This is a genomic window from Clostridium drakei (assembly GCF_000633595.2).
GTDB lineage: Bacteria > Bacillota > Clostridia > Clostridiales > Clostridiaceae > Clostridium_AM > Clostridium_AM drakei.
In genome coordinates this window covers 1-22,700 of the sequence record NZ_JIBU02000047.1, presented here as the reverse complement: position 1 = coordinate 22,700, position 22,700 = coordinate 1, and the positions used below count along the sequence as shown (strand labels likewise).

The 22,700-nt window shown below is 28.4% G+C and carries 14 protein-coding genes; 12 read left to right on the top strand and 2 right to left on the bottom strand.

The window, feature by feature from the left end:
- The first annotated feature begins 205 nt into the window (after window positions 1-205).
- The 3 genes from EG57_RS0220135 to EG57_RS0220125 all read left to right on the top strand — a co-directional run bounded on the left by EG57_RS0220135 (window position 206) and on the right by EG57_RS0220125 (window position 5,164).
- Window positions 206-2,125 carry an OPT/YSL family transporter gene (locus EG57_RS0220135; RefSeq protein ID WP_029160227.1) on the top strand — a complete coding sequence of 640 codons (1,920 nt, stop codon included), beginning with the start codon at window positions 206-208 and terminating at the stop codon, window positions 2,123-2,125.
- Window positions 2,126-2,463: 338 nt separating this feature from the next.
- A complete protein-coding gene (locus EG57_RS0220130) occupies window positions 2,464-4,731 on the top strand; it encodes an ATP-binding cassette domain-containing protein (RefSeq protein ID WP_032078908.1) in 2,268 nt (755 codons plus the stop codon).
- A 13-nt stretch (window positions 4,732-4,744) separates the two neighbouring features.
- Window positions 4,745-5,164, top strand: coding sequence for a MarR family winged helix-turn-helix transcriptional regulator (locus tag EG57_RS0220125; protein ID WP_029160225.1), 420 nt, complete (start codon window positions 4,745-4,747; stop codon window positions 5,162-5,164).
- Between the two features lie 170 nt (window positions 5,165-5,334).
- On the opposite strand, the gene EG57_RS0220120 is transcribed toward EG57_RS0220125, so the two are convergent.
- Both EG57_RS0220120 and EG57_RS0220115 read right to left on the bottom strand, forming a co-directional pair.
- Window positions 5,335-7,131: a BlaR1 family beta-lactam sensor/signal transducer gene (locus EG57_RS0220120; protein ID WP_032078907.1), complete on the bottom strand. Its 1,797-nt coding sequence runs from the start codon at window positions 7,129-7,131 to the stop codon at window positions 5,335-5,337.
- On the bottom strand, window positions 7,124-7,516 hold the full coding sequence (locus EG57_RS0220115; RefSeq protein ID WP_032078906.1) for a BlaI/MecI/CopY family transcriptional regulator: 393 nt from the start codon (window positions 7,514-7,516) through the stop codon (window positions 7,124-7,126). Before EG57_RS0220115 ends, EG57_RS0220120 begins: the two co-directional genes overlap by 8 nt.
- A gap of 297 nt (window positions 7,517-7,813) precedes the next feature.
- Here EG57_RS0220115 and bla point away from each other — a divergent pair, with 297 nt between their 5' ends.
- From bla to EG57_RS0220070, 9 genes are all read left to right on the top strand, one after another.
- Window positions 7,814-8,620 carry a subclass B1 metallo-beta-lactamase gene (gene bla / locus EG57_RS0220110; protein ID WP_032078905.1) on the top strand — a complete coding sequence of 269 codons (807 nt, stop codon included), beginning with the start codon at window positions 7,814-7,816 and terminating at the stop codon, window positions 8,618-8,620.
- Window positions 8,621-8,639: 19 nt separating this feature from the next.
- Window positions 8,640-10,700 carry a penicillin-binding transpeptidase domain-containing protein gene (locus tag EG57_RS0220105; RefSeq protein ID WP_052038014.1) on the top strand — a complete coding sequence of 687 codons (2,061 nt, stop codon included), beginning with the start codon at window positions 8,640-8,642 and terminating at the stop codon, window positions 10,698-10,700.
- 225 nt (window positions 10,701-10,925) lie between these two features.
- The gene (locus tag EG57_RS0220100) at window positions 10,926-12,266 is read left to right on the top strand and encodes a hypothetical protein (RefSeq protein ID WP_032078904.1); all 1,341 of its coding nucleotides are present in this window, start codon (window positions 10,926-10,928) and stop codon (window positions 12,264-12,266) included.
- Between the two features lie 55 nt (window positions 12,267-12,321).
- Window positions 12,322-13,335 carry a U32 family peptidase gene (locus EG57_RS0220095; RefSeq protein WP_032078903.1) on the top strand — a complete coding sequence of 338 codons (1,014 nt, stop codon included), beginning with the start codon at window positions 12,322-12,324 and terminating at the stop codon, window positions 13,333-13,335.
- Between the two features lie 2 nt (window positions 13,336-13,337).
- The gene (locus tag EG57_RS0220090) at window positions 13,338-14,423 is read left to right on the top strand and encodes a UvrB/UvrC motif-containing protein (protein ID WP_032078902.1); all 1,086 of its coding nucleotides are present in this window, start codon (window positions 13,338-13,340) and stop codon (window positions 14,421-14,423) included.
- A gap of 236 nt (window positions 14,424-14,659) precedes the next feature.
- Window positions 14,660-15,718, top strand: a complete 1,059-nt coding sequence (locus tag EG57_RS0220085) for a Wadjet anti-phage system protein JetD domain-containing protein (protein WP_082085080.1) — start codon at window positions 14,660-14,662, stop codon at window positions 15,716-15,718.
- Window positions 15,711-17,249 (top strand): hypothetical protein, encoded by a 1,539-nt coding sequence (locus tag EG57_RS0220080; protein ID WP_152563680.1) that lies wholly within the window; start codon window positions 15,711-15,713, stop codon window positions 17,247-17,249. Before EG57_RS0220085 ends, EG57_RS0220080 begins: the two co-directional genes overlap by 8 nt.
- 10 nt (window positions 17,250-17,259) lie before the next feature.
- Window positions 17,260-17,994: a DUF6063 family protein gene (locus tag EG57_RS0220075; protein ID WP_029160215.1), complete on the top strand. Its 735-nt coding sequence runs from the start codon at window positions 17,260-17,262 to the stop codon at window positions 17,992-17,994.
- Entirely contained in the window at window positions 17,995-22,422 is a 4,428-nt protein-coding gene (locus EG57_RS0220070) for a coiled-coil domain-containing protein (RefSeq protein WP_032078900.1), read from the top strand. It begins immediately after the preceding gene.
- Window positions 22,423-22,700 lie beyond the last annotated feature (278 nt).

The window sequence follows — 22,700 nt, the reverse complement described above, 5'->3', positions numbered from 1 at the left end:
GCCGCCTTATTTTTAGAGAGCGACAGCAACAACGAGGCCCAAAGGCCTCTTTTTTATTTTTAGCAATTTTCATATAATGTATAGAAAATTTCTCAAATGAGGACAATATTTTTGAGATGATATTTTTTAAATGAATTAATCTTCTTAATTGCAAAATTTATTTTGGCAATAATCGTCTCATAAAACATAAAAGGAGGTGCGTTTTATGGATAATAAGTTATCTAAAAATGCATATGGAGGCGTAAAGGGTAAAGACTATGTTCCTTATCTTTCTAAAGGTTCTAAATCAGGTGGAAATGGTGTTGTGCTAATAATTGGTGTTATTTTAGCTGCATTATTTGCAGCATCTACTGCTTATTCTGGTATGAAATCAGGGCTTACAGTGGCTGCTGGTATACCTGGCTCTATAATAGGTTCTGCATTTATAGCTGTACTTGCAAAACAAAAAGGCATTCTTGGTAAAAACTTACTTCAAGGTATGTCAAGTGGTGGAGAATCAATTGCTAGTGGTATGATATTTGTTTTACCAGCAATATTTTTAATAGGCTCTGAAGTTTCTTTTTTAGAGGGATTTACTGTTGGAGTAGGTGGAGTTTTATTTGGCATAGGAATAGCTTCTCTTGTTTATAATTACTTAATTGTTGAAGAACATGGAAAATTAATGTATCCTGAGTCAATGGCTATATCTGAAACACTTGTTGCTTCAGAAGGTGCTGGAGAATCAATGAAATATATGGGGATTGGATTTGGGATAGGTGGTATTATAACTGTTATAACTAGTTCATTTTTAAATATAGCCAATAATGTTATAAGTTATATAAATGAATCCTTTTATAAATGGAGGTTTGAGGTTGAAGTTAATCCTCTGTTACTTGGTATAGGGTTCATAGTTGGTATGGATGTTTCATTAACTATGTTTGCTGGTTCTATATTATCTAATTTTGCTATTTTACCTTTAATAGGTTATTTTGCAGGCTTTGGAAAAGGTGGTGCTAATGTATGGAACAATCCAAGTGTAGCTATAAGTGCTATGCAGGTCAAACATATAGCTGGTAGTTATGTAAAATATATTGGAGCAGGAATGATGCTTTCTGGTGGATTGATAGGTGCCATAAGGCTTATTCCAACTATAGTATCTTCAATACAGGAAACTCTTAATGCTAAATCAACAAATGGTAAGGGAGGTTCATCTTCAGAAACTTTAATATTACTGGGTGGTATAGTGGTAGGTTTCATAGGTGGATTTATAGTATCTGGTGGAAATATAGTAATGGCAATAACTGCTTCTATTTTATCATTATTTTTGTCAATGCTATTTGTTATAGTTTCTGGTCGTTTAACTGGTACTATAGGAACTTCAAATCTTCCTGTGTCTGGTATGACTATAGCATCTATAGTTATTGTAACATTGCTATTTGTTGTAATGGGTTGGAAAAACCCTGGAAGCAATAGATCATTACTTTTATTTGGTACATTTATAGTTACTGCTATAGCTACAGCTGGTGGATATTGTCAATCACAAAAAGTTACTTTTGTAATTGGCGGAGATAAAAATGAAATGCAAAAATATTTTGCTGTGGCCGGTGTAGTTGGTGTTGCAGTAGTTACCGGTACTATATTATTACTTTCAAGCCAGCTTGCAATGACTGGTGATAAAGTACCATTTGCATTGCCTCAAGCTAACTTAATGTCAACACTGACTGCTGGCATAATGTCAGGTAAATTGCCCTGGGTTATGATAATTACTGGTGCTGTTATGGGAATTGTTTTATTCTTATTAGACCTTCCTATAATGACAGTTGCTATAGGATTTTATCTACCAATATCTACAACTTCAATAATATTAGTAGGTGCAATAGTTCGTCTGATTGTAGAAAGAGCTTCTAAATCAGAAAAGGAAAAAGAAGTTAGAGTTTCCAATGGTATAAGTTTATCTTCAGGACTTGTTGCCGGTGGTTCTATAATAGGACTCATTGGTATAATATTCCAAGTATCAGGTGTTATAAAAGGATCTGAGCCAAGTGGATTTGCTGCTACTAATGGAATGGCATTTGTCATATTAGCAATTCTAGTAATAGCTACTATGATACCTATACTAAGCAGTAAAGTGAAAAGTGATAAATAACAACTAAGAGGGGCTGTCGCACTAAATAATTTAGATACAATATGTTGATTTGCAAATTTAAAATTAGCACAACATATTGTAGTATTTATTCTTAATGCGACAGCCCCTTTGATAAGTTAGAATATAAAAAATTACTTTGGATGAATATACAAGTGATATGTTTTTACAAATAGATGGCACTTTATTATAGGTGCCATCTTTATTTAATGTGTTCTATTTTTTTTCAAAATATACTAATTAGGCATTGCAATATAAAAATTAAAGTACTAAAATATAATTAACCTGGTTATATATTTACCAGGTTATACAAATGACAAAATTTTTTAAGAGGTGATTTTATGAATAGGGAAAATATTAAAGAATACATAAATGTAGTCGGAGCCAGAGAAAAAAATCTCAAAAATGTAAATGTAAAAATTCCGAAGAATGAGATAACAATGTTCACTGGAGTTTCAGGATCAGGAAAATCATCTTTGGTGTTTGATACTATAGCAGCAGAATCTCAAAGACAGCTAAATGAAACTTATTCAAGTTTTATTCGCCATAGGTTACCACATTATGGACAGCCAAGTGTAGATGCTATAGAAAATCTATCTGTAGCAATTATTATTGATCAAAAACGAATTGGAGGAAATGCAAGGTCTACAGTTGGGACTATTACAGACACATATTCTATATTAAGATTGCTATTTTCTCGTGTAGGAAAACCTTTTGTTGGCTACTCTGATGTTTTTTCATTTAATAATCTTCAAGGAATGTGTTCAAAGTGTGAAGGTATTGGAAAAGTTGATATGATAAGCATAGACCGGTTATTAGATAAAAATAAATCTCTTAACGAAGGCGCAATTTTATTTCCAACCTTTGAACCAGGAGGATGGCGATTAAAAAGGTATATACATTCAGGTTTTTTTGATAATGGTAAGAAAATAAAAGATTTTACAGAAGAAGAAATGGATTTGCTTTTATATAAGTCAGATATTAAAGTTACTACTTCTGATCCTAACTGGCCTAAAACTTCACTTTATGAAGGGCTTATTCCGAGAATAGAGAGAAGTTTTCTAAAAAAGGAGGAAGGAGAAGGTGCTAAGTATAAAAAAGAAATATCTAAAATCGTCGGAGGAGAAGTATGTCCTGTTTGTAAAGGAGCACGATTAAATCAATCTGTGCTGCAGTGTAAAATAAATAATAAAAACATAGCAGATTGTGTTCAAATGCAAATTACAGATTTGCTGGATTTTATTCGTACTATTTATGATACTAAAGCAGTAAGTATAGTTAGTGCAATTATTAATCGTCTAGAACATTTAGTATCTATTGGTTTAGGTTATTTGAGCTTAAGTAGAGAAACTTCAACACTTTCAGGAGGTGAATCACAGAGAATAAAAATGGTTCGTCAATTGGGCAGCAGCTTGACAGGTCTTACTTACATTTTTGATGAACCCAGCATTGGGCTGCATCCTCATGATATAGACAAAATCAATATACTTTTAAAGCTTTTACGTGATAAAGGAAATACTGTATTAATTGTTGAACATGATCCTGATGTTATTAAAATTGCAGATTATGTCATTGACATGGGACCCAAAGCTGGTATTAATGGTGGTAAAATAATGTATGAAGGTACATTAGAAGGGCTGCTTCAATCAGATACACTAACAGGAAAATATTTAGGTAGTAAAACACAGCTTAAAAAGAATGTTAGAACTTCTGATCAATGGTTATCTTTAAAAGATGCAAATTTACACAATCTTAAAAATGTTAGTGTAAATATTCCTAAAGGTGTTATGACAGTTGTAACTGGAGTTGCAGGTTCAGGTAAGAGCACATTAATTAATCAGGTACTTCCTAAATTTTATCCTAATACAGTTTTCATTAATCAAAAAGCAATACAAGCTTCAAAGAGATCTAACATTGCTACTTTTACAGGAATATTTGATGGCATAAGAGAAATATTTTCAAAAGCCAATCATGTTAAGTCTTCTTTATTCAGCTTTAATTCTAAGGGGGCTTGCCAAAACTGTAAGGGCTTAGGAATAACTTATACAGATTTAGCATTTATGGATACAGTTACTACTGTATGCGAGGTATGTCAGGGACATCGCTTTACAGATGAAGTTTTAACCTATAAATTTGGTGGCAAAAATATAAGCGAAGTTTTGAATATGACAGTGGAAGAAGCTTTAGATTTTTTCAATGAAAAAGAAATATGTGCTATACTAAAAAGACTAGTGGATGTTGGAATTACATATATTACTCTTGGTCAACCTTTAAACACTCTATCTGGTGGTGAACTACAAAGAGTAAAACTTGCTTCAGAACTTGAAAGTCATGGAAATATATATGTATTAGATGAACCCTCAACAGGACTTCATATGTCAGATATATCACAGCTTGTAAAAATTTTAAATCGTCTTGTTGATAATGGCAGTACTGTAATTGTCATAGAGCATAATTTAGATATTATAAGCCAAGCAGATTGGGCTATTGATTTAGGTCCCTTTGCGGGTGAAAATGGTGGTAATATAATGTTTGAAGGAGTACCTAAAGATTTAATAAATAGCGAAACATCCATAACAGGAAAGTATTTAAAGAAATATATAAATTAAGGAGAAAATGCTTATGCCTAAAAAAGAACTGGAAGAATACTATATTCCTTTTCAATGTATGATTATAAGTAATATTAATAGTTTTAATATTGATGGAGTAACAACAGCACAGTATAATGTACTGGATATTTTAGATAAGCAAGGTCCTAAGACTACAAAAGAACTGGCAGAAATTCGAGGAATTTCTCAGCCTGGTATGTCTAAGCTAACAAAACGTTTATTAGAAAAAGAATACATTATTCAGCAGCGTCGAAAAACCGACCGAAGAAATTATGATATCCTAATTACTCAAGCTGGTAAAGATTTTTTAGTTAGATCAGAAAAGTTTAGAAATAAAATTATGGATTTAATTGAAAATACTCTTACAGAAAAGGAAATGGATTGCTTTGTAAAGATGTGTAAAAAGATTACTGATTCATATGTAGAGGAATAAAACTTAATATTATTAGTTCATGTTAAAAATGAAAATAAAACTGATGAAGTGATAATTGTATACACTTCATCAGTTCTTTTATTCAGTAGTTTCAAATTGATCTTTGCCTACACCGGAGATGTAATCAATATGTGAAAGTTTTAAGTTATTTCTCTACTAACAAAGTTATTTTAATAGATGTTTTTATCCTTTAAAATAGCCAATGTAATTTTTGATGCATTACTTCCACTAGCATAATTATTATTTTGTATATTAGTTGCAAAAAAATAAATATTATCGTTTTTTTCTACATATCCAATAAACCAACCATTTATATTCTTACCATTTACAGTACCTGTACCAGTTTTTCCAGAAAGAACATTTTTATCTTTTTCAGATATTTTTATAGCATTTTTGATAGCTTTAATATTTTCTTCTTTAAATTTATATTTGTTTGTGTAGAAATTTTTTAATAATTGAACTTGTTCTATTGGTGATATTTTTAAGGAGGATTCAATCCAATAATTTGATATTCCCCCAGAAAAATTACAATTACCATAATGAATTTGCCTAAAATGGGTTTGTAAATTTTTCATACCAAGCTGTTCATCTAGACTTTGGAAATACCAATTTACTGAATTTTGCATTGCAGAGTATAAATTTTGATTTTTATTCCAGGTTACATAAGGATAATTTATACCAGTCCAATTTATATTAGTATCTTTAATTTGTATAATGCCTGATTCTAATCCAAACAATCCACTAAAAATTTTATATGTAGAATCTGGTGAGACTCTTAAAACGCTTTTATTTTTATTATAAATACTGTATTGGTTAGACTTTAAATTATAGAGTACAAAACTTCCATCAAAGCCATTAAAATAGGAACCTAGATTTTCATAGGATACTGAGTCCTCTTTAAAATCGTACAAATTATTACGGTAGGCTGCAGCAGAAATTATAGGAGTTTGACTTAAAATAAGACATCCAATAAACATAAAAATAAGTATACTTTTTATGTTTAATGCTTTTGATTCTTTAGTAAAATTCGAAATTTCTTGAATACGTTTTTTCAATTGATGCTTAGATCCACCTATACTAGAGGAGATAGCTAAAGAAGATACTTTTAAAGTTTTATAAGCAAAATTAATAATTGCATTACCATAATCAATGTAACAGCTTTTATCAATCATTTTTAAAACAGAAATATCACAGGCAATTTCTCGATCTATACGCATTTCATTAAATAGAAACCAAATAAAAGGATTGAACCAGTACAATGCTTGGAAAATAAGCATAATATAATTAACTAATATGTCTTTATTTTTGTAATGATTTAATTCATGAAGTAAGATATACTTTATATCATTTTCAGACAATTGGTTAATGATATTAGCAGGCAATACTATGTGAGGTATGAAAAGACCAAAAGTAATAGGAGCTTCAACTAATGATGATTTGCCTAGTATGAATTTTCTATTCGTTCCAATATCATTTGCAAATTCTTCAAATGCTTTTTCAATCTTTTGGTCCTCTAATGGGTGTATTGATTTTTTTATATGACTAAGCTTATGATTACAGAATAGGGAAGTAATTATAAGAACCAATACTCCTAGTATCCAGATTACCATAAAAAAAGTATTTAAGTATTCAGGAATTGAATGATTTACTGATATTGTAAAATCTTGAAATCCATTTGAATTTTGAATAATACTGTTTGCAGTGTGATTAAAAGTAAATATATTTTTTATATTATCATTATTTAGAGCAACTTTGTAAAATGAGAAATTATTAATATTTATCCAATTAAAAAACTTATTTGGTATAAAAGGAATAACTAGGATAATTAAAAATAGAAACCAAATATTGTACTGCCATTGTATTGAAATATGCTTTTTTAATATTCTTTTAAAAAGTAATATAAAAATACCAAGAATAGATAAAATGAATGTACTTAACAAGAAGTGGATAAAAAATAAATTATACATTTTTATTATTCCCTTTCATTCCTTTATCTAAAATACCTTTTAATTCATTAATATCATCCTCTGTTAATTTATCCTTTTCTAAAAAGCTTAGAACCATAGAAGCTAATGTTCCATTATAAAATTTATTCAAAAAAGAATTATTTTCTCGTTCTAAGCATTCTTTTTCCTTTACAAGTGGAGTATACACAAAAGTTCTACTGTTTTTTTCATGAGTTATTGCACCTTTTTTAACTAGTCTTGAAAGTAAGGTTTGAATTGTTTTAGGATTCCAGTTAGTAGTTTCTATAAGCTTATTGATGACTTCATTGGTGCTTATAGGAGCATTTAACCATATAACTTTCATGACTTTATATTCTGCTTCTGAAATTTTAGGTAGATCCGACATATAAAACCTCCAAATTATTACGTTTGTAATAATTAGATTATAATATTTTAGTTTTTCCTTGTCAATTGTCCTAAAATGTAGAAAGGTTTTTGTTGACTTTTAAAAACTACAGCTGTAATATTTAAATTATTACAATTGTAGTTTCTAATGATTTTATTTAGGTGATACTATTATGAATTATAATAATTAACTTGAGAAGTTTTTATACGCATATTTTGTTTTGGTAACATATCTCTACGCAGAGATAAATGTCTAGTGTAAGTATCTATAAAAAAAGATGGGAGAGTGAGTTGATTTATGAAAAATTTTAAACGTGTATTTACTATATTTTTAAGTTTAGTATTAATTGCAACTATGACTTCTTGTTCCAATAAGACAAAGGAAACGACTTTAGTAGAAGATAAAAAAGTGAAAGAATCCGTATTTAAAAGTGGAAGCAATGATTCTAATTTTGTGCAGTTAACTAAAATTAATGATAATGTCTGGGTGCATACCACATACTATAACATTAATGGAGTTAGAACCTTATCAAATGGTTTATTGGTTTTAACAACTAAAGGATTGGTGTTGTTAGATACACCTTGGACTAATGATCAAACAAAAGAATTAATTAAACTAACAAAAGAAAAATTTAATCAAAATATTATTGCTGCAATAGTAACACATGCACATATGGATAGGATTGGTGGAATTAAAACCTTATTGAATAACAAAATAGATGTTAAATCTACTCCGTTAACAGCTCAAATGGCTGAAAAATCAGGTTATGATAGGCCAAATCCATCGATTACTAATAATGATGAAGTATTAAGCTTTGGAGAAACTAATCTGGAAGTATATTTTCCAGGTGAAGGGCATACTGCTGATAATATTGTTGTATGGTTGCCAAAGTATAAGATTTTGTACGCTGGATGTATTGCAAAACCATTAGAGTCTAATTCTATAGGAAATACTAGTGATGCCAATATAAAGGAATGGCCTAATTCTGTTCAAAATTTGATAAATAAGTTTCCAAATGCAGAGATTGTTATACCATCACATGGCAAGTGGGGAAGTAAACAAATACTTACTCATACACTTGATTTGTTGAAAAAATTATTTTAAGAGGGATTATTTAATGAAAATGAATTTTTTAAGTAACAAGTTATATAAAAATAAAAAATTAGGTTTATTTGTCTTTTTTACAGTAATTATACTAATAGTATTTATATCTATTTTCTGGTGGAATAAGACCAAAGCTACCTTAGCTAAAGAAGCTTTTAATAGTTATGTGAATGCATGGAATAAGAAAGACTTTAAATTTATGTATGATATGATAGACGAAGATAGTAAGAGTAAGATTAGTGAATTAGATTTTGTCCAACGTTATAAAAATATTCATAATGGAATTGGATTAAAAAAAGTTGATGTAGAGGTTAAAAGTTTAGAAAAAAATAAATACGACAAAGATATAGAAAATATTAATTTTGAAGTTACAATGGATACTACGGCGGGAAAGTTAAATTTTTCTAATGTTGCTCAACTAAGAAAGAATAAATCATGGAAAATTATATGGAGTAGTAAGATGATTTTTCCTGAACTTGATAATGAAGATAAAGTGTGGATAAATACTTTGAATTCTAAAAGAGGTGAAATAAAAGATAGAAATAATAAAGCTTTAGCACTAGATGGCACAGCAGCTGAAATAGGTATTATACCAGGAAAGCTTGGTAATGAGTCAGAAAAATTAAAAGAAGAGATTTCAAAACTACTGCAAGTTCCAGTAGAAGATATAAATAAAAAACTGTCAGCATCTTATGTACAACAGTATATGTTTATTCCTATAAAAACAATATCAAAAGATGATAAAGAAAAAATTGACTCGCTTTTAAAAATACCGGGAGTGATGGTGAATGAAAAGAAAGCAAGGGTATATCCGCTAAAGGAAAAGGCGGCACATTTAGTAGGATATGTTCAAGCGATAAATGCAGATGAAATAGAAAAAAATAAAGATTCAGACTATAAAAATGGTGATGTAGTAGGTAAAACTGGATTGGAAAAGATATATGAAAAGGTTCTTAGAGGAAAGAATGGATATGAAATATATATAGTTAATAAAGATGGAAAAAAGAAAAAGACCTTAATTAGTACAGCTGTAAAAAATGGTGAAGATTTAAAGCTAACAATAGATTCCGATATGCAAAATCTTCTATATGAAGAATTAAGTAAAGATGCTGGAGCTGCAGTTGCAATGAATCCAAAAACTGGAGAGGTACTTGCTCTTGTTAGTACACCATCTTATAATCCTAATGATTTTGTAATGGGATTGTCACAGGATTTGTGGAAAAATTTAAATGAAGATAAGAAAAAACCTTTGTATAATAGATTTCAAAGCAATTTATGTCCGGGATCAGTTTTTAAACCTGTAACTGCTGCAATAGGGCTTAAAACAAAGAGTATTGATGAAGAAGTTTCAAAAAATATTTCAGGACTTAAATGGCAGAAGGATAAGAGTTGGGGAAGTTATTTTGTTACAAGAGTTGATGACTACGGACAACCAACAAACCTTATAAATGCATTAGTTCATTCTGACAACATATATTTTGCACAGGCAGCATTAAACATAGGAAAGGATAAGTTTCAAACAGAACTTGAGAAATTTGGGTTAGGAGAAAAGATTCCTTTTGAATATGGAATGTCTAAATCACAGTTTGATGCAGATGGCGATATAAAAGATGAAATTCAACTGGCAGACAGTGGATATGGGCAAGGAGAAATATTATTAAATCCTCTCCATTTAGCGGCTATCTACAGTTCCTTTGTTAACAGCGGAAGCATGATAAAGCCATACATAAAGTACGATGAAACTGGAAAAGCTGAGATATGGAAAAATAATGTTTTTTCAAAGGAGATAGCAGATACAATTTTAAAGGATTTAACTCAGGTTGTAGAAAGTCCTGGTGGTACTGGACATGAAGCGTATATTTCAGGATTGAATTTAGCTGGAAAAACGGGAACTGCAGAAATTAAGCTCTCTCAAAGTGATGTTAATGGTACTGAATTAGGATGGTTTGCAGCAGTTAATACGGATAATCCTAAATTGCTTGTAATAGCTATGGCTCAGGATGTAAAAGAAAGAGGCGGAAGTCATTATGTAATTCCAATGGTAAAAAAAGTATTTGAAAGTTTTAATGTTGCTAAATAGTGTTTAGGAAAAGCTCTCTAGCATGTTTATTTACTAGAAAATTGTTATTCAATAGATTTCATTATCTATGTTTCTATCATAAAACCCATGAAAATTTTAGATTTTCATGGGTTATTTTAAATATTATAATACTATGGGTAGTGCTATTTAATTATATATTGTGTTAAATAATAATATATAATTAAATTGTAATAGAGTATATTTATTAAGAGGAGGTATCACGTTTTGGAAAAGGAAGAAGTAGAATTTTTACCATCAGGAATTTTAACCTGTTTGTTAAATGATAGAGAAGTACGTATATTAAAAATATCTCCTAAAAAGCTAACTGTGCGTTTGGCTGATGAAATAGATAAAATAGATTGCTTAAAAGTAGCATTTTATATATTTGATGAATGTAGATATGAAGAAGTAATAATAAAAAATTATAGTATTATAGAAAAAAGAAAAGGGGATTTTAGTTTAACATATGTTCTTTCTATTGAAATGCATGAGTATTCGGATAATGTAAGAAATATTTTTAAAAAGTATTCAAAATATGTTAGATTAAAAGCTTTCGGATATGATAATGAGTTTTCAAAGGAAATGGTTGGATATCCAGCAGAATTGGATTATGAATTTTATAATTATTATTTAGAACAGAAAAAAGAATGGCTGTCACATCTAAATTATTCAGAATGGAATTATAATATTATTGATTCAATAGAATTAGCTATTGCTTTAGATAATGATATTTTATATAAGAAATATATGGATAAGGATATCATAAGTTTTAAAAATGATTATTTAAAAGAGAATTTTGTAGATAATCATAAACTGTTTCAAAAAGATATTACCAGACTTTATATTGGAAATGAATTTTGCCACAATTTATTTCCAGAAGTGAAAATGTTAATAAACATGATGCAAAAAGCAAAAGAAGAAGAACTTCAAATAACACTATGTTTTACATATATGAGAGATTGTTATATAGAAAAAACAAGAGATGTTGTAAATAAAGTATATAATTGGTGTGATAAAAATAGTGTGGTAATAGAGATTATAGTAAATGACTTTGGAATGCTGAAATTGGTTGAGAATAAAACAAATTATTTTAAGTTGGTAGTAGGAGTTTTATTGAATAAGAGAAAAAAAGATCCTAGGTATCTTTATAAGAAGGGATATATGGAAAATAAAAAACTAATTTCAGAGAACAGCCTTAATAGTTCAACTTTTAATAAGCTTCTTAAAGATTGTAAAATTCAACGATACGAATATGAAAACTGTGGTTATAAAATTTCTATTGCAGAAGGGAATCATAGTATGCATATTCCTTTTTATCAAACAAACACATCACAATATTGTCCGCTATATGCAGTATGCACAACCATGGATAGAGGAAATCAGAAGCTTGCTATTGATTGTCCAAAGTATTGTAATGAGTATATTTTTTCTTATCCAAAGCATTTAAAAATGGTTGGAAGATATAATTCTTTATTTGCTTTTGATGATACTTTACTGAAAAGTCCAGAGAAATTAAAGTATTACATAGATAGTGGTATAGATAGATTTGTTTTAAATTTTATATAATGTAAGGTGTTAGTAGGAATGTAAACTTTCCTATTGTACATAGGAGGAAAATATTATGAAAATAACAGCAGGACTAGGATGTATTGATGATTATAAAGTATTAGTGAAAGCTGGAGCAGATGAAGTGTTTTGTGGGTATGTTCCCTATGAATGGAATAAAAAATATGGAACTTTGTTTCCTTTAAATAGAAGAGAAGTACTTTACTATAATGTTCAGATAAATACTTTTGAGGATATGAAAATACTCAGAAGAATGGTTGATGTATATAAGGTACCAGTGAGTATAACTTTTAATTATTTATACTATCTTGAGGAACAATATGAAATGATAGCTAAAATAATAAAAGATTTGATGAATATTGGTTTTTACGAATTTATTATAGCAGACATTGCACTTATATTATATTTGAAAGAGAATAATATAAAATGTTCCATATATTTAAGTGGAGAATGTGCTGAACTAAATCGCCTTTCCATTGATTTTTTTAATAAACTTAATATATCTCGTTATATATTTCATAGAAAGAATTCAATTGAAGATATGAAATCATGTATAAATAATAATGAAATGAAAAATTTAGAGTATGAAGCATTTATTTTAAATGAGAGATGTCATTATACTGGGGCTTTTTGTAATTCTCTGCACTGTGATGAAATGATACATTTGTGTAAAATGCCATATCATTTATCAAAGGTGAGTGAATATGCAAATAACTTTGAAGAAGTAGATAGAAGGCTTGAGCTGTATTATAAAGAGTTGGATAATAAGTATAATGAAGAAATTTATATGGAAAATGAAGACGAAATGGAAGATTCATATATTTTCGGTAAGACAGGCTGCGCATTATGTTCTTTAAAAGAACTAGAAAAGGCTGGTATTACACACTTGAAAGTAGTTGGAAGAGGTAATTCTATTGAGAATATGGAGAGAGATGTACGAAATTTAAAAAAAGCTATGGATATGTTAGATGATACTGAAGATAGCGAGAGTTATGAAAAAGTAGTAAAAGATAAACTGCTCCATGGAAAATGTAATGGGGAATGTTATTATTCAACTAGGAGGATATAACTTTGGACATAAAAGAAAAAGTTAAAAAACTGCCTTTTTCACCAGGAGTATATCTTATGAAAGATTCACTGGATACTATTATTTATGTGGGAAAATCAAAAAATCTAAGAAATAGAGTTGGGTCTTATTTTGTAAATTCCAAATCACATTCTCCAAAAGTAATAAAGTTAGTGAAAAACCTTAAGGATTTTGATTATATATTAACAGATACGGAATTTGAAGCTTTACTTCTTGAATGCAAATTAATCAAAGAAATTAAACCAATATATAATAGGCAAATGAAAAATCCCAAGGGTTATTGTTATATTAAAATAAACATGTATGAGAAATATCCAGATATTGAAATTGTTGGCGAGGCTGATAAGTCCGATGGAAATGTTTATTTTGGACCTTATAATAGTAAAAATACTATAGAAAAGGCGATTTGTGGTATAAAGGAACATAGCAAAATCTTATGTACTAATAGTTCTCGAAAAGCTTCAGGCTGCATAAAGTATTCTAGAAATTTGTGTATTGGTATGTGTACAGCTAATCCTTCTAGAGAATATTATTTTGCTTTAGTGGAAAAAGTGATAAAGCTTCTTAATGGAATTGATTCCACTATTCTTGAAGAAATGGAGCAGGAAATGAATACTGCTGCTGAAAACTTTGATTTTGAACATGCAGCTAAATATAGAGATTATATAAGAGCAGTAAAACATTTGATAAGTACTGCCAAAATTATTGCATTTACAGAAGCCAATAAAAATATTGCTTTAGTAGAGTTTTTAAATGATAAAGAAATTAAGCTTTTTTTAATAAGATATAATAAAGTAATTTTTAGTGAAAAATATAAAATTAGTGATTTTAGTGTTGATGAAATAAAGTATAAAATAAAGAGCAATATTATATCCCATTTTGGTAATGCCTTAAAAACTTCAATTAATATTGGCAAGAATGAAATAGATGAAGCTCATATAATATATAATTATTTAAAAAGTAAAGAAAGTGCATGTAAATATATAGTCATTCCAGAAGAATGGATTAGTGAAATAGATAGTTCAAGCATTAATAGAGCTGTTGATGAATTTATCTTAGATAAATTATAACTAATTAGAATGATTCTTACGGTGATATAGAATGTTATACGGTTAACCATATATGTGGAGAACCAAAGTATAGAATTAAATAAGACATTAGAATTTAATATTATATTTGAAGAAGTTATTTTTAATATATGGATAAGAAATTGGTGACATGTTAGAATTAATACAAAGTAGTCTATATTATAAATTTACAGAATTACAGAATATAAATAGTGAAAATAAAATTTAAGTGTGGAGTAATGATGAAGGTAGAATTAGTTAAGGGTGAATTATCATCTAATAAAAAGAAAACTGTGTACACTATAGATGACTTATATGCTACAGTGTCACGGATATATAAAAAGCAAGTTGTTGATTTACAGAATGTATATTATATGGAATTTTATAATCTTATTAAGGAACTTGAAAATTCAGGTGTTATAAAGAAACATGGTGATGGTAAAACATATGTAAATCCACATCTCTTTAAGAAATATAAAGTGCTTAGAGATAAAATCGTTTTTACAGAAGAAGAGAAAATAAATATGGCAAAGCTAAATAAGGTTAATCTAGGCTATTATGGCAAAAGAGTTGATGAGTTTAGAGAAGATTATGATATTATAGTAGCTCTAAATGATTTATTAAGGGATACAACTCATTATAGAGAAATAACTTTAAATGAAATTAGTTATATTATGTTTGGATATGAGAAGGATATGTCTGAAGGTAAGGTCTCTGTAGTTATGAAGAAGTTAGGTATAAAAGAGGAAGACTTAGGGTGTAGAATGAAAAATGAACCTCTTTTAAATACTATATTTAAGGGATTTTATGAAAAAGATAGACGAAATATTTTGATTGCTGAAAATTTAGAAACTTATTGGTCTTTAAATAAGATACTAAGAGAAATATCCAATGATATAGATATGCTTATATGGGGACAGGGATGTAGTGTAGAATCTAATTTCCGTGGAACTATTTTGTATGGGGTAAATGAGAATGATAGTATATATTATTTTGGAGACATAGATTTATCAGGAGTAGATATATTTCTTAGATTAAAGAGTAATTTTAAAGACTTTTCTATAATGCCAAGTACAAGTTTATACAAGAATCTTCTAAATATAGGAATGAAAATGGGGATTAAAAAATCTAGATCTCAAAAACAAATTGATATAGAGGAAGATAGACTCAATATTTTTTTAAATGCTTTTAGCAATGAAGTTAGAGATAAATTAAAGGCTATTATTAAAAATCGAGAATATATACCTCAAGAAGCACTGAATTATAATGAACTAAGAAAGGCATATGGAAATGAATGAAGATTATATAAAAACATTAAATACTACAGTTAACGAATTATCTGTGAGGATGAAATCTTTAGTAAAATATTATCCATTCTTTAAGATTATGAATGGAAAGTATAGTAAAGATGAATATGAAAATATTGATGCTGGTGAAGTATGTATGGGGATAATATCTTTCCTTTTCTATGAAGGTAAACTTAAAGCACAACATATAACCTTTGTAAATATACAAGATTACTTGCAAATGTTTGTAGAAAAAGTATATAGTATTAAACTTATTGGGGATTCTTTGTACAAGTTTACTAATGATACGATAGATATTATACAAAACTCTGAAGGAAGAGGGTTTGACATTGGTTTTCCTATTTTTATGCCAGAAAGACAAAATGTAAAGTATGTAATTAATAAATCAAGTGATTCAGGTATTAAAGAATTTGAACTGACTCCAAGTGCGATTGATTTTTTTCTAGAAACTAAAGAGTTTGGAGAAGAAAGTAAAATAACTATAAGTTTACTGATACTAAAAAAACTTATAGAACATAATGAATATGAAAGCGCATTAATATCCCTTACAAATGTTAATGCAGAAGTTATCAAGCAAATAGCTAGAGTCTATGAGATTGAAATGTCTTTAATATATGGTGGGAATTTAGGATATAAATCTTTTTTAGAATACAGAGAACTAGCAGATAAACATCAAGCTGAAGAGGAAAAACTGTTTTCTGAAACTATGGAACAGATTAGAACTTTAAGGGAAGATTATGCAACGAAAGTTTCTAAATCACAGCTTGGAGAAAAAGAAATAAATGCTTTTAGGTGCTTAGATGAAATGGATAAAGAGCTAAATAAAACTGTTGAATTACATCAACAGTTGTTAGGAAAGTTAGTTATACTTTCTAAAAAAGCTAACGAAATTTTAAGGAAGAAAAAAATAAATCTTCTAAGACCATCATTTGACTTTTCAACCTATTTAGATAAATTAGGGCAAATAGGAAGTGCTAAATCCCTAGAATATATGGCTATGCCATTCTTTCAACTAAATATACAAAAAAGTTTTGCCTTGCCTAAAATAAATGAGATGCTTGATTTTGATGATAACAGTACAAATAATGATGATACAAATTTTCAAGACAAAGAAAATGCTATTCTTATAGATACAGATAAGTTTAACAATGAAATTAGAGAAAGGGTGCTCCACAATTACAAATACATAATTAACTATTTATTTATGTTATTAAAAGATAGAGATTCATTTATAATGGGAGATGTGATAATGGACGCTGATGAAGAAACCAATAAAAATATATTTAAGAACCCTGATTTTATAGGGCTTATACTGGATTTTTTAAGGTTAAATGAAGAAAATGTGCTATCAGATGAGGAATGGAAAAAAGAGAAAGGCAATGACTCATTAGAGAAAGCTTTAGAGGCTGTTTATATGGATAGACTAGAAACTTATAAAATAAAAATAGAGACTATTGAGGACTCTTATATTGAAATAGCCCTTGGATTCAAAATGACTAACGTAATAATAAGAAAGGTTTAAGGTGGATAATATGGATTCTAATACAAAAACGGCCTTAGAGATTTTTTCTAATATGATTAGGAATGTTCCAGTAAATGAAAAAATAAATAAAGACTTATATAGATCTTTGTTAACAAATTCTATAGTAGCAGCTGAATTAGATGAAATAGTAGAAATGTTCCAACTGGAATTATATATAACAGAAACAGAAGGTGCTTTTGTTATAGCTAAAGCAAATAATAAGGTTTTTGGATATACCAATGAAGAACTTAGACACCGATTAGGAGCTAAAAACAATAAAGAGCTATATTTATGTTACTTCGTGATTTACTGTGTTATAGCTACTTTCTATATTCAAAGCAATTATAGAACATATGTGGAATATATAACTTCTAAAAGTTTATTAGATAGAGTAGAAGATAAGCTTACGGCTCTTGCTACCAATACTAATATAGAAAATGTAGATGATTCTTCATTTAAAGATATGCATAGATATTGGATGAATGAAATGAATGAATCAAACAATAGAAACAAAGAAACCGTTGATTTCAATGAAAAAAGAGGTAAAACAAGACTAACGTTAATAAATAAAACTTTAGCTTTTTTAGTAGAAAACAAGTATATGGATAAAGATGAGTATACAAGTAGATACAGTATAACTCCCAAATTTGAATATATTGTGGAGCGATTTTTCGATGATGCTGAAACAAAAACAGTATTACAAAGGATACTAGATGAGGAAATAGAAAGCAAAGGGGAAATATAAATGCCTAGTTTAAATAGAGGTAGAGCGATAGCAAGGTTCAATGAAGGGAAGCAATGTTTTGAAGATATGAAGATAAACTCCCTAGGGGAAACCATAGTGTTAGATATGGTTAATGGTGGTGGAAAAAGTTTCTTGATTCAATGTCTTGGTCAAACAATTATTCCTAATAGTACATGGCAAAAGGATTGGGATTTTAAAGCTGTATTTGATCCAGCTAATAAGAATACAGTTGTTCATTGCTTAACGGAATGGGAATTAGATGAAGGCATGGGATATAAATATTTATTAGCTGGATTTTGTGCATCAAAACCTAATAAGATCACTAATAGTGACGGAGAATCTAATTATGGAGATTTTGATAAATTTTCTTACATTTGCCTATATAATTCACCTAATGAAAATGATATATTCAACATCCCTTTGGTAGAAAAAGATGAGAATAATAGCAAAAAGAGAATGTCATTACAGGACCTTAAAAAATATTTAAAGGGTATAAAAGGTGATGGTTATTATGTCGAGCTTCCTGATAAAGCAAGGGATTATAAAAAAAGACTGGCTCAATACAATATAACCAATGCTGAATGGGAACTTATAAGAGGGGTTAATGCAGATGAAAAGTATGTTGCTACCTACTTACGAACTTTTTCTACTAGTGAGAAATTTATATTGAAATTTTTGATTCCTAAAATAGAAGAATGTAATGCTAATAGAGTTGATGTGGAGTATAGAGACAGTGAGGAACTAGCTAGAGATTTATTAAATATAAGAGAGCTCATGGATGACCTTATAAAGAAAAAGGGACAAGCAAGGGAATATGATAAAATACTTAGTTTTGTAGAATTAGTTGCTAGGAAGCTTACGGAAATAAAAGATAAGTATGTAGAAAGAGATGCTTTATATATTGAAATAAAGAAAAGTATAGCTTTCTTAGAGCAAAAGATTGTAGAACTGAAGAAAGCTTCTGATGAGGTTTCAGAAAATATAGAGAGAGAAGAGAAGCTCTTTAAACAAAATACCATAAACTTAAAGGCTATAGAAATATATGATATAGAACAATCTCTTGCTGATAATAATGTGAAATTTAATAATCAAGAGAAAAGAGTGGGCGAGCTAAATATTGTTTTACAGAAAGAATCTAAAAAACTCTTAATAAAGAAAAAAGAAAATGTATATCATTCTATTCTACAAGATAAGGCCAAGAAAGCAGAATGTATAAAGTCAATAGAGGCATTAGAATTTAGTAATACTGAATTACTTGCAGAAAGAAATTCTATTGGTCAAAAGGTAAAGAATTACTTGGCAAATAAAATTAATGTTTCTAATGTGGAGATAGCTAGTATTAATGAAAACATAATTAAGGCGGCTGATCAGATAAATACGCATACAGAAACAACAATTAAATTAAGAAGTGAAATAAGCAGCTTAGAAAGAGATATAAAAAGACTTACAAAGAGAAAAATCGACATACAAAAAAATATGTCTGGAACTAATTTTAAAATTATAGAAAATACATCTAAAGATAACTTAACTAAGATAGATATGGAAGAAAGATTAGAAAAAGCCTTAGTTGAGAAAGAATCCTTGAAAATTTTAAAGGTTCAATATGAGAAAGATATCAATGAAGCAACAACAATGATAGGTACTCTAAAAGTAAATAAGGTTAAATTAGAGCATGATTTAAAAGACAAAAATGCTATATTAGATGAAGCTAGAATGCTTTATGCAGATATAGAGGAATATATAGCTAAGTATGAAAAATCAGATATTAATGTTTTAGATGAAACTATTGATAAGAAGTTAGAGGGATTATCAGAAGGTAACAAAATGCTTTCAATAAAAATAAGTGAAATAACGAATCTTATAACAAGTTTAAAAAGCAATTCTTTAACGCTAAGTAAAGATACTGAAGAAGTGTATAATACTTTAAAGCCAAAGTATTCAGACGCTATATTAGGTAAAGATTTTTTAGCTAAGTTAACTACAGATGAGAAGAAATATTTTATAAGTATAAATGAGTTAGTTCCATATGCTATATTACTTGGAGAAAGAGAATATAGAAAGTTTATAAGTGATAAAACTGTATTATCTAACTATTTTGGTGGGGCGATTCCTATAATAAATCAAGATTCTTTGGATAATACTGTATTATTACCAAATGGAATGACTTTTACATCTAAAGATGTTGATTTCTTTGTTAATGCAGATGAAATTGCAAGAATAAAGAGGGAAAAAGAAATTGAATTAAGTGAGTTACAGGAAGAGCAATCTGGTTTAGTTCATAATATAGAAGAGGTCAAAAAAAGTTCTGCTATTGTTAAAAGCTTTATCAGTAAATTTTTAAATGCTAAGACCATAGAAGTTCTTGCTGCAGAGGTAGGCAATATAGAGTTAGTTTTAAAGAAAAATGAGAAAGATACAGAGGAATATACAAAATTAGAAATATCTATTACTGCGAATATGATAGAGAATAAAAAGCAGACAGAAAATACAGAGGATTTAATAGATACTTTAAAAAATCAAATTATAGAGATTGATAAATATATAGAGTTACAAAATCAATATATTGCAGCTAATGATGAAATTAAGTCTATGGGAAAAGAAAAAGAATGTAAATCAGATGAATTAATATCAGAACAAAGATTATTAACTGAGCTTAATATTGGAAAGAATATTTTAGATGATAAGATAAGGACTATGGATAGAACTGTAGGCAACTTAAAAGATGAAATTGATAAGATATCTTTTGTAGATTCAAATGATGATGAGGTTATAAAAGATGCTGAATATACTTATTTAAAAGGTGAATTGAAAGCTACTATAGATAGATTTAATGGCATTAATAGCAATTTAAAAGGATTAGAAGAAGAAATTCAATCTTGCAAGGTAAGAATTGAAGGATTAAAAAATAATATTGAGCAGGATGGAATATCTTTAGATGAATTAGATCATATAACATTAGAATTTACTAACAACTCTAACGAAGTTATAGCTGAAATTCAAATTTATGTAGATAATTTAGGAATAGAACTACAAAAAGAAAATAATATACTTTTAGAGTATGAAAAAGAAATACGTTCATTAAGTGATAGATATAAAGAGAAAATTAAACAGTTAAAAGAAGAAAAAGATACGATATATTTAGATATAAAGAAATTTATTCAAGGATATCTAAATGATATAAATCCGAAAGAAAAGATGAAAGAAATAAAAAGTATTATTCGTGATTCTGAGAAAAAAATATCTCAGTTCAAAATAATTAAAAATGATTTAGAAAAAGAACTACAATTTCAAAAAGATTGCAAAGGTGAATTTAGTATTATCGCCAAGGATATAGATGTAGATTTAGAAATAGATGATATATCTTTAGATAGGGTCAGATCTTCTAAAGAAATCGAAAAAGCTGTATCTAACATTAAAAACTCAATAAACAGTAAAAAGCATTTTTATAAAGCAGATATTGTAAAAGGTAATGCGTTAGTAAATTATATGCAAGGATTTAATGAAATTTTAGAAGAATTGGCGAAAATTCCTAATGATGTAGCTAATCTTGAGACTACCATAACTAATTTAATAGGTAAAGATATTAGTGAAGATAAAGAATGTTTATTAAAATTAATAAAACAAGAGCAAATCAGATTAGATGATGATATTAAATCTCTTGAATTACAAGAAGAAAAGTTTGTAACTTTATGTATCCAACAGAGTGAAAATATATTGAGAGATATTAAGAAGTTGGCTGACTTATCTGTTATCGAAATAAATGGCATTAGACAAGAAATGATAAAAGTTAACTTGACTAAATTAGAAGATGATATAGCTAAAGAAAAGATGAAGAACTATATTGAGTATTTAATTAACGGTTCTGGGGAATACGAAGATGATAATGAGAGAAGAAATCAGTTATCTAAAGGGTTAACAATAGAAAAATTATTTCAGCAGATAATAAAGCCAATTAAAGCCAGCTCAATAGAGTTATATAAGTTAGAAGATATAAATAATATGGAAGTTAACTCTTGGCTTAACTGGGATAGAGCTTATGGTTCTAAAGGGCAAACTAATGGAATGTATATATCTGTTCTAATATGCTTGATTAGTTATCTAAGAAAGTTATATACATCATCTACTGATAAGAGTAAGAAAGTTATTATACTAGATAATCCATTCTCTGGAACCACATCAGAGATTATATGGTTGCCAATTTTAAAACTACTAAAAGAAAACAATGTGCAGTTATGGGCATTTGGTTTTGAAATTAAAACTCAGCTTTCAAATTGTTTTAATGTAAGATATTTCTTAAAGAAAGAACCTGGTGTGGGTTATGAGAAGATAATAGTAGCTAAGTTCAAATCTAACGCAGATACAGGAAGCTTAGGATATGATGTTTTAACTGGAAAGAAAATAGAGTACACTCAACAAACATCATTTTAGTTTATTTTTATTTTTTATGAAAAAGTTAAGGGAAAGTTTGAAAAGGAAGATAATATTATTATACTTCAAAATGGTGAGATATAGTCTTTTTTCTTATAGCATAGTGAACTGTACACATGGACAACCCTAATAAATAGAATATGATTAAATATTAAGAAATAAGCCAATGATATTAAAAGAATCATTGGCTTATGTTATAATAAATGTAATAATAGTTTTTTTAGATGATTGCAGAATTGAAAGTTGAAAAATGTGGATAACTTTTGGAGCTTTGCTCA

What these genes read in the sequence shown, in the direction of transcription:
- EG57_RS0220070 (WP_032078900.1), top strand. Translation starts at nt 17,995, where the DNA reads ATGCCTAGTTTAAATAGAGGTAGAGCGATAGCAAGGTTCAATGAAGGG.
- EG57_RS0220080 (WP_152563680.1), top strand. Translation starts at nt 15,711, where the DNA reads ATGAATGAAGATTATATAAAAACATTAAATACTACAGTTAACGAATTA.
- EG57_RS0220095 (WP_032078903.1), top strand. Translation starts at nt 12,322, where the DNA reads ATGAAAATAACAGCAGGACTAGGATGTATTGATGATTATAAAGTATTA.
- EG57_RS0220125 (WP_029160225.1), top strand. Translation starts at nt 4,745, where the DNA reads ATGCCTAAAAAAGAACTGGAAGAATACTATATTCCTTTTCAATGTATG.
- EG57_RS0220075 (WP_029160215.1), top strand. Translation starts at nt 17,260, where the DNA reads ATGGATTCTAATACAAAAACGGCCTTAGAGATTTTTTCTAATATGATT.
- EG57_RS0220105 (WP_052038014.1), top strand. Translation starts at nt 8,640, where the DNA reads ATGAATTTTTTAAGTAACAAGTTATATAAAAATAAAAAATTAGGTTTA.
- EG57_RS0220135 (WP_029160227.1), top strand. Translation starts at nt 206, where the DNA reads ATGGATAATAAGTTATCTAAAAATGCATATGGAGGCGTAAAGGGTAAA.
- bla (WP_032078905.1), top strand. Translation starts at nt 7,814, where the DNA reads ATGAAAAATTTTAAACGTGTATTTACTATATTTTTAAGTTTAGTATTA.
- EG57_RS0220130 (WP_032078908.1), top strand. Translation starts at nt 2,464, where the DNA reads ATGAATAGGGAAAATATTAAAGAATACATAAATGTAGTCGGAGCCAGA.
- EG57_RS0220120 (WP_032078907.1), bottom strand. Translation starts at nt 7,131, where the DNA reads ATGTATAATTTATTTTTTATCCACTTCTTGTTAAGTACATTCATTTTA.
- EG57_RS0220115 (WP_032078906.1), bottom strand. Translation starts at nt 7,516, where the DNA reads ATGTCGGATCTACCTAAAATTTCAGAAGCAGAATATAAAGTCATGAAA.
- EG57_RS0220085 (WP_082085080.1), top strand. Translation starts at nt 14,660, where the DNA reads ATGATGAAGGTAGAATTAGTTAAGGGTGAATTATCATCTAATAAAAAG.